The 15,649-nt window shown below is 64.0% G+C and carries 13 protein-coding genes; 5 read left to right on the forward strand and 8 right to left on the reverse strand.

Translation table 11 applies throughout. The features are described from left to right. On the reverse strand, positions 1 to 715 hold a 715-nt coding region (locus PSEMO_RS16715; RefSeq protein ID WP_256721150.1), incomplete at its 3' end, for an alkaline phosphatase D family protein. A gap of 9 nt (positions 716 to 724) precedes the next feature. Continuing rightward, a complete protein-coding gene (locus tag PSEMO_RS16720; RefSeq protein WP_075804104.1) occupies positions 725 to 2,983 on the reverse strand; it encodes a TonB-dependent receptor in 2,259 nt (752 codons plus the stop codon). A gap of 297 nt (positions 2,984 to 3,280) precedes the next feature. On the opposite strand from PSEMO_RS16720, the gene PSEMO_RS16725 reads away from it, so the two are divergent. Then, positions 3,281 to 4,351 carry a sigma-54 interaction domain-containing protein gene (locus tag PSEMO_RS16725; RefSeq protein WP_075804105.1) on the forward strand — a complete coding sequence of 357 codons (1,071 nt, stop codon included), beginning with the start codon at positions 3,281 to 3,283 and terminating at the stop codon, positions 4,349 to 4,351. A 121-nt stretch (positions 4,352 to 4,472) separates the two neighbouring features. Continuing rightward, positions 4,473 to 6,941, forward strand: coding sequence for a UvrD-helicase domain-containing protein (locus tag PSEMO_RS16730; protein ID WP_075804106.1), 2,469 nt, complete (start codon positions 4,473 to 4,475; stop codon positions 6,939 to 6,941). A 93-nt stretch (positions 6,942 to 7,034) separates the two neighbouring features. Here PSEMO_RS16730 and nhaB read toward each other — a convergent pair whose 3' ends face one another. After that, positions 7,035 to 8,537: a sodium/proton antiporter NhaB gene (nhaB, locus tag PSEMO_RS16735; RefSeq protein WP_075804107.1), complete on the reverse strand. Its 1,503-nt coding sequence runs from the start codon at positions 8,535 to 8,537 to the stop codon at positions 7,035 to 7,037. 151 nt (positions 8,538 to 8,688) lie between these two features. Here nhaB and PSEMO_RS16740 point away from each other — a divergent pair, with 151 nt between their 5' ends. Then, positions 8,689 to 9,501, forward strand: coding sequence for a crotonase/enoyl-CoA hydratase family protein (locus PSEMO_RS16740; RefSeq protein WP_075804108.1), 813 nt, complete (start codon positions 8,689 to 8,691; stop codon positions 9,499 to 9,501). Between the two features lie 30 nt (positions 9,502 to 9,531). Then, positions 9,532 to 10,362, forward strand: a complete 831-nt coding sequence (gene nudC, locus PSEMO_RS16745; RefSeq protein WP_075804109.1) for an NAD(+) diphosphatase — start codon at positions 9,532 to 9,534, stop codon at positions 10,360 to 10,362. Here nudC and PSEMO_RS16750 read toward each other — a convergent pair. The 5 genes from PSEMO_RS16750 to PSEMO_RS16770 form a co-directional block, all read right to left on the reverse strand. Beyond that, positions 10,330 to 11,109: a TSUP family transporter gene (locus PSEMO_RS16750; protein WP_075804110.1), complete on the reverse strand. Its 780-nt coding sequence runs from the start codon at positions 11,107 to 11,109 to the stop codon at positions 10,330 to 10,332. The two genes, nudC and PSEMO_RS16750, sit on opposite strands and share 33 nt — an antisense overlap. 193 nt (positions 11,110 to 11,302) lie before the next feature. Then, the gene (locus tag PSEMO_RS16755; RefSeq protein WP_075804111.1) at positions 11,303 to 12,070 is read right to left on the reverse strand and encodes an SDR family oxidoreductase; all 768 of its coding nucleotides are present in this window, start codon (positions 12,068 to 12,070) and stop codon (positions 11,303 to 11,305) included. Between the two features lie 20 nt (positions 12,071 to 12,090). Continuing rightward, a complete protein-coding gene (locus PSEMO_RS16760; protein WP_075804112.1) occupies positions 12,091 to 13,158 on the reverse strand; it encodes a phosphotransferase family protein in 1,068 nt (355 codons plus the stop codon). A gap of 186 nt (positions 13,159 to 13,344) precedes the next feature. Continuing rightward, a complete protein-coding gene (locus tag PSEMO_RS16765; RefSeq protein WP_009406999.1) occupies positions 13,345 to 13,662 on the reverse strand; it encodes an SCP2 sterol-binding domain-containing protein in 318 nt (105 codons plus the stop codon). Positions 13,663 to 13,715: 53 nt separating this feature from the next. Further along, positions 13,716 to 14,426, reverse strand: a complete 711-nt coding sequence (locus PSEMO_RS16770; RefSeq protein ID WP_075804113.1) for a histidine phosphatase family protein — start codon at positions 14,424 to 14,426, stop codon at positions 13,716 to 13,718. Between the two features lie 198 nt (positions 14,427 to 14,624). Between PSEMO_RS16770 and sohB the strand changes: the two genes are divergently transcribed. Continuing rightward, on the forward strand, positions 14,625 to 15,644 hold the full coding sequence (gene sohB, locus PSEMO_RS16775; RefSeq protein ID WP_075804114.1) for a protease SohB: 1,020 nt from the start codon (positions 14,625 to 14,627) through the stop codon (positions 15,642 to 15,644). Positions 15,645 to 15,649: the final 5 nt, after the last annotated feature.

The following is a 15,649-nucleotide window of genomic DNA, read 5'->3' on the forward strand; positions in this document are numbered from 1 at the left end:
TCACCGCCAGCCCAGCTAGACCGCCTGATTGAGCGGCAGAGGCCTGGTCATCGCCCGACGGCCATGGCGGCTGGCTGCTTCGGGGGGCTTGCCTTGGGCAGGGCTGCAGCTTAGGTTGATGACATTGGGCCAGCCCCGGGGTGTCCGGGGCATTGCTGTATTCGTAGATGTAGTCGCCAAGAAACAGCACCAGGTCCGGATGCTCGTCCGCCATATGCCGGTAGGCGCTGAACAGGCCGCGCTCGTAGTGGGCGCAGGACGCCACGCCGAGGCGCAGGCGCTCCGGGCGGGCGTCGAGCGCCGGCAGGGTCAGGCTGCGTCCGGCTTCGCTGCGCTCGCCCAGGGCGATGAAGCGGTACCAGTACTCACGGCCGGGGGCCAGGCCCCGCAGTTCCACGTGCACGGCATGGCCATTGGCGGCCAGGGCCTGGGTGCGGCCGCGCTGGGCGATACGCCGAAAGCCCGGGTCGAGGCCGACTTCCCAGTCCACCGGCACGCTGGCTGGCAGTTCCAGCTCATTGCCCGGGTAAGGCAGGCCGGCACTGAGCCGGGTCCAGATAACGAAACCGTCCGGCCAGGGGTCACCGCTGGCGACCCCGAGCAGGAAGGGCGTGGCGATTGCGCCCAGGGCGCGGCCGTAGCGCAGCAGCAGCGGCGCTGCGGCTACACCCGCCAGCAGGCGCAGTGCCTGGCGGCGGTTGAAGTCGGAGGTCATGGGCGCTCCTCAGAACTTGTAGCTGGCCTGGACGCCCACGGTACGCGGGTCGCCGGGCGTAGCCATCTGGGCGTTGGAGAGGAACGAGCCGTGGTACAGGTCGTATTTCTTGTCGAACAGGTTGCGTGCCCACAGCGCCACCGACCAGTTGCCATTCACCGGGGTCAGGCCGAGACGGGCGTTGGCCAGCCAGTAGGCTTCGGTGGTGGTGCCGTTACTGCCGGCGATGCTGTCGTGGTAGGAGTAGTCGCTCTGCGCACTGAGGACGAAGCCGGGAATCTCCCAGGCATATTCGACCTGGCCGCCGTAGCTGGTCTCGGGGAAGTTGGTCAGGCTGGAACCGGAAAAGTCGGTGTACACCGGATAGGCGAAGCCCACGGCGCGGGTGGCGGTGCTGTTCAGGCCCTGGTAGTCGATGTACTTGCCTTTCTTGGTGCCGAAGTACTGGCCGATGGTCAGGCCGGCAAGCGGCTGCCATTGCAGTTCCAGCTCATAACCGTAGATCTTGGATTTGGGAATGTTGACCAGGCGCCCCACGTTGCCTACCTGCTGGCTGATCCATACCTGGGACTGGTACTGCTGGTCGCGGTAGTCGTAGTAGAAGGCCGCCGCGTTGAGGCGCAAGGTGTCGCTCAGGTCGCTCTTGAGGCCCACTTCGTAGGCCAGCAGTTTCTCCGGCTTGACCGGGGCGATCTGCTCGACGTAGCTGGAGTTGTAGGCGGTGAAGCCACCTGACTTGATACCGCGGCTGACCGTCGAGTAGAGCAGGGTCGACGGGGTCAACTGGTACTCGAGGCCCAGTTTCCAGGAGGTGGAATTGCTGTCCAGGTCGCTGTCGGCAGCGGGGAAGGTGCTGGCGCCAAGGCTGTAGGCGCCGTTGTTGACCAGGATGCGCCGGGTGCTGAAGTCATCCAGCTCGCGCTTTTCCTTTTCCTGGCGCAGGCCGACGATCAGCTTGAGGTCGTCGGTCAGGCGATAGTCGCCCTGGGCGAACACACCCCAGGTCTGCGAACGCTGCTGGTAGGAGGTGTAGGTGCCGTAGCCGAGGTTGGCACTGAAGTCGGAATAGAACTCCTCGTCGAGCCGGTCCTTGGCGAAGTACAGGCCGGTCTGCCAGTTGAAACGCTCGTTGTCGTGGGAAGCCAGTCGCAGTTCCTGGGAGAACACCTCGACCTGGGAGTCGAAATACTCGTCGGATTGCGGGATCACCGAGGCGTCCCAGTCGATGTATTCGCGGCGGCGGAAGTGGTCCGATGAGGTGATGCTGGTGATGCTCAGGTGATCATCCAGGTCGAAGGTGCCGGTGAGGGCGAAGCCGGTGTTGTCGTTGTCGCGGTGCGGCTTGTCCTTGAGCGAAAGGCCGGTGAGGTTGGCGAAGCCCTGGGTCAGGCCCCAGCCGGTGTTCTTGCCGTTGCTCTCCGGGGCGATGGTGCTGTAGCGCGAGCCATAGGTGGCGTTGGGCTTGAGGCCCTGGTACAGGTACGAGCCGCGGCTGTCGGACTGATCCTTGCCGCCATGTACGCTGAGGTTGAAGTTGATCGCGTCGCTGGCGTCCCAGTCCAGCTGGCCGCGCAGCGAGGTGGTGTCCTTGTCGCCGAGGCTTTGCCCGGTGTCGCGGTTGTCCTGCCAGGCGCCGCCTTGTTCGGTGATGAAGGCCAGGCGCCCGCGCAGGGTGTCGCTGAAGGGGCCGGAGATGAAGCCTTCGACGCTGCCGGCGTCATAGGAACCGTAGTTGGTGGTGATGCCGCCATGCAGCTCGCGGGTCGGCTTGTTGGTGATGAAATTTATCGCTCCGGCGGTGCTGTTGCGCCCGTACAGGGTGCCCTGCGGACCGCGCAGCACCTCGACCCGCTCCAGGTCGAAGAGCTGGCCCTGGGTCTGGATCGGGTAGGGCAGCGCCACCTGGTCGAGGTACACGCCGACGGTGGAGGTGTTGTTGCTGCCGTAGTCCTTGAGGCCCACACCGCGGATGCGGAACAGCGGGTTGCCGCTGCCGTACTGCGGCGCGATATCCAGGTTGGGGACGTAGTTCTGCAACTGGTTGACGTTGGTCACGCCTTTTTCCTGCAGGGCTTCACCGCTGAGTGCGGTGACGGCGAGACCGATGTCCTGGGCCGATTCCTCGTGGCGCTGGGCGGTGACGGTGACCGAGGCCAGGGCCGTGGTGGGTTGTTCGGCGGCCTGGGCGACGGCGCTGGCCAGCAACGAGGCGCTGGCGAACAAGGCGTGACGACCGAATGGAAGGCTGTTGCGAAGTGTTGTGCGCATGGCGGGTGTCCCTTGGAAAATGCGAATAAGGGCCGCTCTGTGAAGAGTAAGCAGGCAGGGCGATAGCAAGCGTTGTGCCATCACTCGAAACGCCCGGATTTATTACGCTTTCGTGACAGCTGGCGCGCGCTGCACCTGTGTTGCGGTGGATATCCAGCAGTGGCCCGAGCAGGTTGTTGCAGAACCAGCATTCTGGATAAACGGTTATTTTCTAATGCTTTTTTAATATTTCTGGCTATAAGCGAGCGAACGGTAGAGTGATGGCTTTCTCACTGCCGACACCGGGACGTATTTGCCATGAGTGGTTTTCAGGGACAGCCGAACCCGATTCTGACCTTGCCCAATGGCGCCAAGGACCCGCTGTCGATCCGCGCCAAGGCGCTGGTCTTCGCTGACCCGCGCTCGCGCCAGTTGCTGGAGTACCTGCAGCGGGTCGGCCCGAGCGAGGCGCCGGTGTTGATCAATGGCGAGACGGGTACCGGCAAGGAACTGGTCGCACGCTACATCCATGCTGCCAGCGGGCGCAGCGGCGCCTTCGTCGCGGTGAATTGCGGGGCCATCAGCGAAACCCTTGCCGAAAGCGAATTCTTCGGTCACGAGTCCGGGTCCTTCTCCGGTGCCACGGGCCGCCGCGCTGGCTGGTTCGAGGAGGCGGACGGCGGCACCCTGTTCCTCGACGAGATCGGCGACCTGCCCTTGCCGTTGCAGGTCAAGCTGCTGCGAGTGCTTCAGGAGCAGGAGGTGGTCCGGGTCGGCTCGCGCAAGCCGGTGAAGATCGATATCCGCCTGGTCACGGCCACCAACGTCAACCTGGAGCAGGCGGTGGAGGCAGGGAATTTCCGCCTTGACCTGTTCTACCGCATCAATGTCGCCCAGGTCGCGGTGCTGCCGCTGCGTGAGCGGCCACTGGACATCCTGCCGCTGGTGGAGCACTTCCGCGCCCTGTATAGCGCACGCCTGAAGATCGCCGAACCGATGCTCTCGGAGTCTGCGGCCCAGGCGCTGCTGGACTATCCGTGGCCGGGGAACATCCGCGAGCTGGAAAACGTCGTGCACCTGGCCTTGCTGGTGGCCGGTGACAAGCCGATCCGCCCCGAGCACCTGAAGTTCTCGGCGGGGCTCAGCGCCTTGTCCGCTGCATCAGGCAGCGTGAACAAACTGCCGCAGGAAGTGATCCGCGAACAGCTGTTGAGGCTGTTCGAAACGCCTGGCGATTCGCTGCTCAACGATATCGAAGACCTGATCGTGCGCGAGGCCTTTGCCCACTGTGGCTTCAACCAGCTGCGCACCGCCGAACTGCTCGGTATCACGCGCAATGCCGTGCGTACCCTGCTGGTCAACCACGGCTTGCTCAAGGGCCGCGCCTGATCTGTCGGGGTTTCTCCGCTGTGTGCGCTAATCCTCTGATTCAACAGACAATCAGCCCTGTCCCATCAGGCTCGAATGGGGTACAACTTCCGGCTTGTGTGTTCGTTCAGCCGGAGTCGGTGTGTCAGACAAGCTTCCCCCGCAACCCCAGGACCTTACCCCCCCAGCCCAGCTTCCGTGGCTCAGGCGCCTGACCGCGCGCCTGCTCGGTCGTGGCCTGAACCGCCTGCGGGCGCAGCATCGCGATTCGTGGTTCCTCGGCCACGCCACCGGCCAGCGTACCGGCCATGCCGAGGGCCTGCGCGAAGGCTTCGATGAGGGCCATGCGCTGGGTTACGAGGCTGGCCGCCAGGTCCTGGTGATCCGCGATACCCGTGCCGAGGAGCACGGTGTACCGGGCCTCGACGACGCCCTGTTCGACGATTGGCGCCTGCCCTTGACCGCAGAGCTGAAGAAACGCTTCAAGGCCGATGTCGCCCAGCGCCTGCCGGCCCACGCCCAGCCAAGCGCGGCACAGTGGAAGATGATCTTCAGCGAGACCCCGTCCACCTGCGTGATCGCCGGTGCAGGGGCGGGCAAGTCGACCTCGCTGGTGCTGCGCATCCTCCTGCTGCGCCAGTACCTGGGCTACGAGCTGGACGCCATGACCGTGGTGACCTTCACCCGTGAGTCGCGCAAGGACTTCATCAATCGGCTGTTGCAGGTGTTCAGCCAGTGGCAGGTGCCGCTGACCCCGGTGCAGGCGCGGGATCTGGTACGCACCTTCCACTCGCGGATCCTGCCGCTGGTGCGCAGCCTGCCGGGCTTCAGCCAGGTACGGGCCTTCGAGACCCTGGGCAGCGAGTTGCCGGCGGGGGCGGAGGCCGATGCCGAGAGCAACCCCTTCGACCTGCGCATCAACGACGCCCAGCGCCAGCAGCTCAACCTCTGCTACCGCGACCTGCTGCGCGCCAGTCCGCGCTTCGCCGAGCTGATCGGCGGCCTGCGCCGCGAGGCGGTGCAGCTCAAGGCACTGGAGAAGGATCACCCCGACGTGCAGAAGCGTGTCGTCGTGACCCAGCTCTCCGCCACGAGGGACGAAGAGCTCTGCGATACCATCGAGGACCTGTGGTTCAGGGCCGGCGCCTGGCCGATCAAGGGCATCGAGCCGAGCCGCGAGACCGTCGAGATCAATGGCAGCCAATTCCATTTCCACGGCCATATCGCCGAGCTGGATGCCTGGGTGGTGCTTGGCTTCGACCCGGGCGAGAACCAGAACTACAAGCGCCCCGGGGCCAAGCTGCCGGTGTGGGCGGAGTGGGTGATCAAGCGCACCCTGTTTCAAGCTTTCTGCGATAAACCTGTGATCTGGCTGGGAAATTATGCAGAGGCAAGACGTCTCACCGCTTCCCTGGCTGGCGACGCGGTGGCCGGCCCGGGCTTCGACTACAAGGTCAAGGGCGAGCTGGCGGCAGTGCCGTTGCTGGATGCCTTTGTCGGTGCGGCGGGCTTTATCGAGAACCTCGGGCTGGATGTCAGCGTCGCGGTGAAGGGCATGAGCTTCCCGCAGGGCGATACCGACGCGCTGTTCTTCGAGGCCCTGAGCCTGTACTGGAAGGCCCTGGAAGAGCACCTGCTGGACCAGTCGCCGCCGGTGATGACCTACAACCGCATGTTCGCCCTGTTCGGCGAGAACAACCCGGAGAACCTGCGCCTGCTTCCGGACCCGCTGCTGCGGCCCATGGCGCACCTGATGATCGACGAGTTCCAGGATGTCTCGCCGCAGATCGTCTCGTGGATCCGCGCCAGCCTGCGGGAGATCCGCCGTCGCGGATCGGACATGCATGTCGGCCGGGCGGCGCAGCATTCCTCGCTGCTCTGCGTGGGCGATGACTGGCAGTCGATCTATGGCTGGCGGGGCAGTTCGCCGAAGTACTTCATGGAGTTCGCCAAGGCCTTCGTCGCGCCGTCGACCACCCGGGTGATGCTCACCGACAACTACCGCAGCCACCAGCACATCATCGATGCGGCGGAGCATATCGTCCGCTCGGCGCCGTCGATTGCCGGGAAGAAGGCCAAGGCGATAGGGCCGGTAGCCGAGGAGCGCTGGCCGGTGCAGGTGCAGGAGCGGGATGAGGCGGCATTGGCTCAGCAAGTGATCGAGCATTACAACCGGGGTGATTCGGTCATGATTCTGTTTCGAAGAAGTGTCGATAAGTCACTGATTTCAAAGCATATTAAGTCTGTTGTTAATGTGGATTCTAGCTTGCCTTACGGGCAGCGGCGGCTGAAGCAACTGACCTATCACAGTGCCAAGGGGCTGCAGGCGGACGCGGTGTTCATGCTTGGGGATTGCCAGTACGTGACCCGTTCGCCGTACAAGAACCAGGTGTATCGCCTGGCCGGGCTGGGCAAGAGCGGGGATCCGGAAGCGTTCGATACGGCGCAGAAGGAGGAGATCCTGCGGTTGGCCTATGTGGCGATCACCCGGGCGGTGCGGTACTGCTACTGGCATGTGGAGAAGCCGGGGGCGGAGCAGGCGGGGCAGCCTAGGGCTTCGGTGCAGGTGGATGGGAAGAAGGCGTTCTTCGAGGATTTGCGGGGGCAGTGAGGGCCCTATCGCTGGCAAGCCAGCTCCCACAGTGACCGCGTGCACCGCCGGACCTGTGGGAGCTGGCTTGCCAGCGATGAGGCCATCAGGGTTTCACAGCCAGTAGGTCACTGCCCACCACCCCAATCCACCCATGACCACGGTGTAAGGCAAAGCCATCCACACCATCCGCCCATAGGACAACCGCACCAACGGCGCAATCGCCGAGGTCAGCAGGAACAGGAACGCCGCCTGCCCATTGGGCGTCGCCACGCTCGGCAGATTGGTCCCGGTATTGATCGCCACCGCCAGCGTCTCGAAATGCTCGCGGCTCATTCCGCCGTTGAGAAACGCCTGCTTCACCTCGGTGATGTAGATGGTGGCGACGAACACGTTGTCGCTGATCGCCGACAGCAGCCCGTTGGCGATGAACAGCATCCCCGGCTGTTGCTCCGCCGGCAGGGCCAGCACCCACTGGATCAGCGGGGTGAACAGCTGCTGCTGGTGAATCACCGCGACCACGGCGAAGAACACCACCAGCAGTGAGGTAAACGGCATGGCGTCCTGGAACGCCCGGCCCAGGCGGTGCTCGTCGGTGATCCCGGTGAACGAGGTGATCAGCACGATCACCATCAGCCCGATCAGCCCCACCTCGGCTACATGCAGCCCCAGGCAGACGATCAGGATCAGCGCGGCGATGCCCTGCACCATTAGCGCTGCACGCTGCTGCGCAGTGCGCTGGGCGTCGTCCTCGGCGCTGTAGGCGGCCAGCACCCGGCGCACGTTGTCCGGCAGCAGGGTGCCGTAGCCGAACCAGCGCAGCTTCTCCAGCAATACGCAGGTGACCAGGCCGGCTACCAGCACCGGCAGCGACACCGGGGCGACCTTGAGGAAGAAGTCCTGGAAGTGCCAGCCCATCTCATGGCCGATCAGCAGGTTCTGCGGCTCGCCCACCAGGGTGCAGACGCCGCCCAGGGCGGTGCCCACGGCGCCATGCATCAGCAGGCTGCGCAGGAAGGCGCGGAACTGGTTCAGGTCTTCCCGCGCCAGGTCGGGAAGCTGGTGGTCGGTGTCGATCTGTGTCTCGCTGCGCGGGTCGCTGCCGGAGGCGACGCGGTGATAGACACCATAGAATCCTACTGCCGCACTGATGATCACCGCAGTGACGGTAAGGGCATCGAGAAACGCCGAGAGGAATGCGGAGAGAAAGCAAAAAGCAAGCGATAACAGTGCCTTAGAGCGTATTCCTAGCAAAATACGTGAGAATGAAAACAGCAGCAGGTCCTTCATGAAGTAGATCCCCGCCACCATGAACATCAGCAGCAGGATCACCGGGAAGTTGTGCTGCAGTTCTTCATAAAGCGCTTGAGGTGTGGTCAGCCCCAGCAGCAGGGCCTCGACCAGCAGCAGGCCGCCGGGCATCAACGGATAGCACTTGAGGGCCATGCCGAGGAAGAAGATGAACTGCACCACCAGCACCCAGCCGGTGACCACCGGGCCAAGGGTTGCCAGGAGGAGTGGGTTGAGGACAAGGAACAGGCCGACTGTGGCCTTGTACCAGCGTGGGGACTGGCCAAGGAAGTTGTGAATCAGGGCGCCGGGCAGGGAGCGGGGCATGAAATGTTTCCTAATGATTCAAGGGCCTGCGCACGGTGCCGCAAGTGCCCCATAAGATCAACAGCGCCAGTCCCGCTTTTGGCACAAGCACGGTGTACCGGGTGGGATATAGTCCGAAGCTTCCTACATCCGCCGCTCAAGGAGTGTCGCCGTGACCGACTACACCGCGTTCAAGGTCGAGCTGTCGAACCATATCGCCCACGTGCAGATCAACCGCCCGGAAAAGATCAACGCCATGAACGCTGCGTTCTGGCGCGAGATCGTCGAGATCTTCCAGTGGATCGACGAGACCGACGAAGCGCGGGTGGTGGTGATCAGCGGTGCCGGCAAGCATTTCTCCTCGGGCATCGACCTGATGATGCTGGCGTCGCTGGCCAACGAACTGGGCAAGGACGTCGGGCGCAATGCGCGCCTGCTGCGGCGCAAGATCCTCGAGATGCAAGCCTCGTTCAATGCCGTGGACAACTGCCGCAAGCCGGTACTGGCGGCGATCCAGGGCTACTGCATCGGCGGCGCCATCGACCTGATCGCCGCCTGTGACATGCGCTACGCGGCCAGCGACGCACAGTTCTCGATCAAGGAAATCGACATGGGCATGGCCGCCGACGTCGGCACATTGCAACGTCTGCCGCGTATCATCGGCGACGGCGTGCTGCGCGAACTGGCCTATACCGGGCGCACCATCGGTGCCGAAGAGGCGCAGCGTATCGGCCTGGTCAACCGTAGCTACGACGACCACGGCGCGCTGCTCGACGGAGTCTTTGCCATCGCAGCCGAAATTGCGGGAAAATCCCCGATTGCCGTGGCCGGCACCAAGGAGATGCTCAGCTACATGCGCGATCACCGGATCGACGACGGGCTCGAGTACATCGCCACCTGGAACGCCGCCATGCTGCAATCCACCGATCTGCGGGTGGCTGTGGCCGCCCATATGAGCAAACAGAAGCCGGAGTTCGCCGACTGAGCGTCACGAAGCTCCGCTAAGGAAAGGGACATGTCAGCGCGTTGGACCACTGCGGTACTGGATACGAATGTCAGCGGCGGCCTGGTGGTCGTGCGCAGCGCCGAAGGATTCATGGTGGACGCCAATGGCGCGCTGTTCCCTCGCGACTGGTTCAAGCGCCAGGAGCCGGATATCCGCTTCGAGCACGGCATCGGTCACTACGACGGGCAGCCGGTCTACCTGATCGAGCTGCACGGCGCCCAGGCGCTGCCGGGCTGCAGCTGGCGCGGGCTGCGCCAGTTCATGCTGGAAGGGGATTACGACACCTACAAGATCCTCGGCTATGCCGCGCAGATCGCCACCTGGGCCCGCGAGCACCGTTTCTGCGGCAGTTGCGGCCAGGCGATGACCCAGGTGCCGCGGGAGCGGGCGATGTACTGCCAGCCCTGCGACCTGCGCAGCTACCCGCGCATCTCGCCGAGCATGATCGTGCTGATCACCCGTGGCGACGAGATCCTCCTGGCCCGTTCACCGCGCTTCGTCACCGGCGTCTACAGCACCCTGGCGGGCTTTGCCGAGCCGGGGGAGTCGGCGGAGGATTGCCTGGTCCGGGAGGTGCGCGAGGAGGTGGCCCTGGAGGTGCAGAACATCCAGTACGTCGGCAGCCAGTGCTGGCCGTTCCCGCATTCGATGATGCTCGGCTTCCATGCCGAGTACGCGGGTGGGGAGATCGTCATGCAGCCGGACGAGATCGAGGATGCCCAGTGGTTCCGCGTCGACGCCTTGCCACCGCTGCCCGCCGGGCGCTCCATTGCCCGCTACCTGATCGACCTGTACGTAGCGCGCCGTTTAGGCCTGGCCGAACCAGTGCTGCCACGCTAGGCGCACGGTCAGCGCCAGGACCACGGTGATGAACACCGGGCGAATGAACTTCGAACCGCCGCTGATGGCGGTTCGGGCGCCGAAGAAAGCGCCGACCATCAATGCCGAACCCATCGACAGGCCGACCAGCCAATCCACCTGACCCGAGAAGATGAACACCGTCAGCGCTGCGGCGTTGCTGACGAAGTTCATGCTGCGTGCCACGCCGCTGGCCTTGACCAGGTCGATGGGGTAGATCAGCAGGGTGCTGACGGTCCAGAAGGCGCCGGTGCCCGGGCCGGCCACGCCATCGTAGAAGCCCAGGGTGAAGCCTTGCGGGAACTGCCATTTCTTCTTGATCGGGACGTCGGCGTCCAGCGGCGCCTTGGGCGTGCCGCCAAACAGCAGGTAGACGCCGCAGGCGAAGACGATCACCGGGAGCATCTTGTTCAGCCATTCGGCAGGCAGGTAATGGGCGATGACGGCGCCGATCAGGGCGCCGACCAGGGTGCCGACCAGCGCGTGTTTCCATTGCGCCGGGTGGAACAGCTTGCGCCGGTAGTAGGTGAAGCCGGCGGTGGCCGAGCCGAAGGTGGAGCTGAGTTTGTTGGTGCCCAGGACCAGGTGGGGCGGCATCCCGGCGGTGAGCAGGGCCGGGGTGGTCAGCAGGCCGCCGCCACCGGCGATGGCATCGATGAAACCGGCGACGAAGGCCACGGCGGCGAGAATGGCGAGGGTGGTGAGGTCAACGCTGAGTTCGAAAGGCATGGGGGATTTCTTGTGCGACAGGGGCTGGCGAGAAGGGCTCGCCGGAAGCGGGGTATGGTACGCCTGTCGTCGGGATTTGTGTGTTTCTTGAGGGCCTCATCGCTGGCAAGCCAGCTCCCACAGTGATCGCGTGCACCGCCGGACCTGTGGGAGCTGGCTTGCCAGCGATGAGGCCCTCAAGTTCACCGGAGAATCAGGACAGGAACCCCCCGTCCACATTCAGCGCCACCCCGGTGGTATAGCTGGACGCATCACTGGCCAGGTACAGCACGGCCCCCGCCATTTCCTTCGGATCGGCCACCCGCTTCAGCGGGATCTGCTGCAGGGCGGTGTTCAGGATCGCATCGTTCTTCACCAGCGCCGAGGCGAACTTGGTGTCGGTCAGCCCCGGCAACAGCGCGTTGCAGCGAATGCCGAACGCCGCGCATTCCTTGGCGAAGACCTTGGTCATGTTGATCACCGCCGCCTTGGTCACCGAGTAGATGCCTTGGAACACGCCCGGCGAGACCCCGTTGATCGACGCCACGTTGATGATGCTGCCGCCACCGTGCTCGCGCATCAGCTTGCCGGCTTCCACCGACATGAAGAAGTAGCCGCGGATATTCACGTCTACGGTCTTCTGGAAGGCGCCCAGATCGGTATCCAGCACATTGCAGAACTGCGGGTTGGTCGCGGCGTTGTTGACCAGGATGTCCAGACGCCCGAACTCTTCGCGGATGCGCGCGAAGACCGCAGTGATCTGCTCCATCTCGCCAATATGGCAGGCAACTGCCGTGGCCTTGCCGCCGGCCGCGACAATGGCGTCGGCGACCTGCTGGCAGCCGTCCAGCTTGCGGCTGGAGACGATCACATGGGCACCCTGCTGGGCCAGCAGGTGGGCGATGGCCTCGCCGATACCGCGGCTGGCCCCGGAAACGAAGGCGATCTTGCCGTCGAGGTCGAACAGTTGGGTCTTGGACATGGCAGGTTCCTTTTGTAGTTTCAGAGACTGGACGCGTCGATGACCTTGAGGCTCATGCGCTCCAGCAGCGTGTTCATGTGGATGAACTGGGCGAAGCGCTTGTCCTGGGTCTGGCCGTGGTAGAAGCGGTAGTAGATCTGCTGGACGATCCCGGCCAGGCGGAACAGGCCGTAGGTGTAGTAGAAGTCGAAATTGGCGATCTCGATCCCGGAGCGCTCGGCGTAGTAGTCGACGAACTGGCGGCGGGTAAGCATGCCCGGGGCGTTGGACGGCTGCCGGCGCATCAGTTGCACCGGCGCCGGGTCGGCCGCCTCGATCCAGTAGGCGAGGGTGTTACCCAGGTCCATCAGCGGGTCGCCGATGGTGGTCATTTCCCAGTCCAGCACGCCGATGATGCGCATCGGGTTTTCCGCATCGAGGATCACGTTGTCGAAGCGGTAGTCGTTATGGATGATGCCCGGGCGTGGGTGGTCCGCCGGCATCTTCTCGCGCAGCCAGGCGATCACCGCTTCCCAGCGCGGCGCGTCCGGGGTCAGGGCTTTCTCGTAGCGCCCGGCCCAGCCTTCGATCTGCCGCTGCACGTAGCCGTCCGGCTTGCCCAGGTCGGCCAGGCCGACGGCGTGGTAGTCGACCTGGTGCAGTTCCACCAGGCGGTCGATGAAGCTCTTGCACAGGGCCTCGGTGCGCGCCGCGTCGAAGCCCAGCTCCGGTGGCAGGTCGGAGCGCAGGATGATGCCCTTGACCCGCTCCATCACGTAGAACTCGCCGCCGATCAGCGACTCGTCGGTGCAATGCACGTAGGCCTTGGGGCAGTAGGGGAAGCCGGCATTCAGCTGGTTGAGGATGCGGAACTCGCGGCCCATGTCATGGGCGGACCTGGCCTTGCTGCCGAAGGGCGGGCGACGCAGGACGAACTCGCGCTGCGGGTAGCTGACCAGGTAGGTCAGGTTCGAGGCGCCGCCCGGGAACTGGCTGATCACCGGCGTGCCCTCGAGGCCGGCGATATGCGCCTTGAGGTACGGGTCGATCAGGGCGGAGTCGAGCTCCTCGCCGGGGCGGACCTGGGTGGACTGATCGGTGAGCGACATGCCTTTTCCTTATTTTGGTAGCCATGGAACATTGGCTAATCTAATGATCGCATGCAGACCTGCCAAGCACTGCCATGCCTTATTGGCGCGGGTGTTGCGGGTCGATAAGCGCTCCTGATGCCGGCTGCGGGCGAAAAAAAACCGAAGCGGACAAACGCTTCGGTTTCTTCGTCACGGGCGCGGAAATTACGCCGGGAACAGCTCGCTGAGCTTCATCGACAGCATCATGTCGCCTTCGACGCGCAGCTTGCCGCCCATGAAGGCCTGCATGCCGTCGGTCTCGCCGCTGACGATGCCTTTCAGGGTTTCGCTGTCCATCACCAGGGTGCAGTTGGCGTCGGCGTTTTCACCTTCCTGCAGGTCGCAGGTGCCATCCTTGACGATCAGCGCGTAGTGCTTGTTTTCGTCGGTGATGTTGAAACCGAAGATCAGGTCCAGGCCGGCGGCGGCGCTTGGGTTGAATTTGGCTTTCATGGCTTCAACGGCTTTGGCGACTTCGCTCATGGTGTTTTCCTTATTGAGTGGTTTCGGTTACGCAGGGTCGTTATGCGCCGGATTCATCGCCAGGTGACGAGTTCCGGCACCCTCAGCAGCCGCACATGGGCTTGGCTGTTGAAGGAGGCCAGGGTCACCTCGCTGCCGCGGAATTTCAGCTGGCTGAGCGAGGTGTTGATGATCTGCCAGTTCAGCTCGAAGGCCTGGCTGGGGCTGACGCCGGTGATGCGGTGGAGCAGGGCGGCGATGGTTCCGCCCGAGGTGAAGATGGCGATATTGTCGCCGCCGGCGGCTTGCTCCAGGACGCGCTGCAGGCCTTCGCCGGTACGCTGGACAAAGGCCGCCCAGCTCTCGATGCCGTCGCGATCGTGCTGGCCGCCGTGCCAGCGCTCGACCAGCAGGGCGAACAGGCGCTGGAATTCGGCACGGTGTTCGCGGGCATTGCGCAGCACGTTCAGGGCTTCGGGTTCTTCCGGGAGCAGCGCGGGGAGCAGGGCGCGGATGACGGCGTCGGCGTCGAATTCATTGAAGGCGGCGTCGGTTTCCACATCCGGGACCTTCACGCCACTGGCCTGCATGGCGCCGAGGGTCAGGAAAGCCGTGTCCTGCTGGCGGCGCAGGTCGCCGGCGACGCAACGGTCGAGCTTGAGCCCGAGCTGGACCAGGTGGGCGCCGAGGGCTTCGCTCTGGCGCATGCCGACCGACGAAAGTACGTCGTAGTCGTCGCAACCGAAAGAGGCCTGGCCATGTCGTATCAGGTAGATGCTGCCCACGTCGTCTGCCCGGGAAATTGGATCTGGCGAGGTTAGGTTGCCATTCTTTCGGTGTCAACGAAAAAACATACAAGCGTTTGAAAAGGGCGTTTGAACTGTGGTGCCAGACATTTCCTACGCTGGCGACAGCGGATTGACGCCGGTATGCTTCACTATCGTTTTTTAGCGCCCTGATGCGCAGTTCAACAAGGAGCAATCGTGGAGTTTCTTGCAGAGTACGCAAGCTTTCTCGCCAAAACCGCCACCCTGGTGATCGCCGTGCTGGTCGTGCTGTCGGCGATTGCCGGCATGCGCGGCAAGGGCCGGCGCAAGGCCGGGGGGCAGTTGCAGGTCACCCGGCTCAACGAGTTCTACAAGGACCTGCGTGAGCGCCTGGAATCCGGGCTGTTGGAGAAGCACCAGCTCAAGGCCTTGCGCAAGCAGCAGGCCAAGGAGCAGAAGAAGCTGAAGAAGGCGACCGCCGATGAAAAGCCGCGGGTCTTCGTTCTGGATTTCGACGGCGATATCAAGGCTTCTGCCACCGAGAGCCTGCGTAACGAGATCACTGCGCTGCTGACCCTGGCGACCCCGCGGGACGAAGTGGTACTGCGTCTGGAAAGCGGCGGCGGCATGGTCCACAGCTATGGCCTGGCCGCCTCGCAACTGGCGCGCATTCGCCAGGCCGGTGTGCCGCTGACCGTGTGCATCGACAAGGTCGCGGCCAGCGGCGGCTACATGATGGCCTGCATCGGCGAGCGCATCGTCAGTGCGCCGTTCGCCATTCTGGGTTCGATTGGTGTGGTAGCGCAGTTGCCCAACGTCAACCGGCTGCTGAAGAAGCACGACATCGATTTCGAGGTGCTGACCGCCGGTGAGTACAAGCGCACCCTGACGGTGTTCGGCGAAAACACCGAGAAGGGCCGGGAGAAGTTCCAGGAAGACCTGGATGTGACCCACCAGCTGTTCAAGGACTTCGTCTCGCGCTATCGGCCGCAATTGCATATCGATGACGTGGCGACTGGCGAGGTGTGGCTGGGTGTGGCCGCGTTGAACAAGCAACTGGTGGATGAGCTGAAGACCAGTGATGAATACTTGAGCGAGCGGGCCCGGGAGTCGAACCTGTACCACCTGCACTTTGCCGAGCGCAAGAGTTTGCAGGAGCGGGTGGGGCTGGCGGCCAGCGGGGCGGTGGAGAATACCGTGCTGGGGATCTGGAGCAGGATCAGTCGTTGGCGGTGACCTAT

Origin of the sequence: Pseudomonas putida (genome assembly GCF_001941965.1) — a bacterium.
Taxonomy (GTDB): Bacteria; Pseudomonadota; Gammaproteobacteria; order Pseudomonadales; family Pseudomonadaceae; genus Aquipseudomonas; species Aquipseudomonas putida_L.

What these genes read in the sequence shown, in the direction of transcription:
- PSEMO_RS16720 (WP_075804104.1), bottom strand. Translation starts at nt 2,983, where the DNA reads ATGCGCACAACACTTCGCAACAGCCTTCCATTCGGTCGTCACGCCTTG.
- PSEMO_RS16765 (WP_009406999.1), bottom strand. Translation starts at nt 13,662, where the DNA reads ATGAGCGAAGTCGCCAAAGCCGTTGAAGCCATGAAAGCCAAATTCAAC.
- nhaB (WP_075804107.1), bottom strand. Translation starts at nt 8,537, where the DNA reads ATGCCCCGCTCCCTGCCCGGCGCCCTGATTCACAACTTCCTTGGCCAG.
- PSEMO_RS16750 (WP_075804110.1), bottom strand. Translation starts at nt 11,109, where the DNA reads ATGCCTTTCGAACTCAGCGTTGACCTCACCACCCTCGCCATTCTCGCC.
- PSEMO_RS16725 (WP_075804105.1), top strand. Translation starts at nt 3,281, where the DNA reads ATGAGTGGTTTTCAGGGACAGCCGAACCCGATTCTGACCTTGCCCAAT.
- PSEMO_RS16760 (WP_075804112.1), bottom strand. Translation starts at nt 13,158, where the DNA reads ATGTCGCTCACCGATCAGTCCACCCAGGTCCGCCCCGGCGAGGAGCTC.
- PSEMO_RS16755 (WP_075804111.1), bottom strand. Translation starts at nt 12,070, where the DNA reads ATGTCCAAGACCCAACTGTTCGACCTCGACGGCAAGATCGCCTTCGTT.
- nudC (WP_075804109.1), top strand. Translation starts at nt 9,532, where the DNA reads ATGTCAGCGCGTTGGACCACTGCGGTACTGGATACGAATGTCAGCGGC.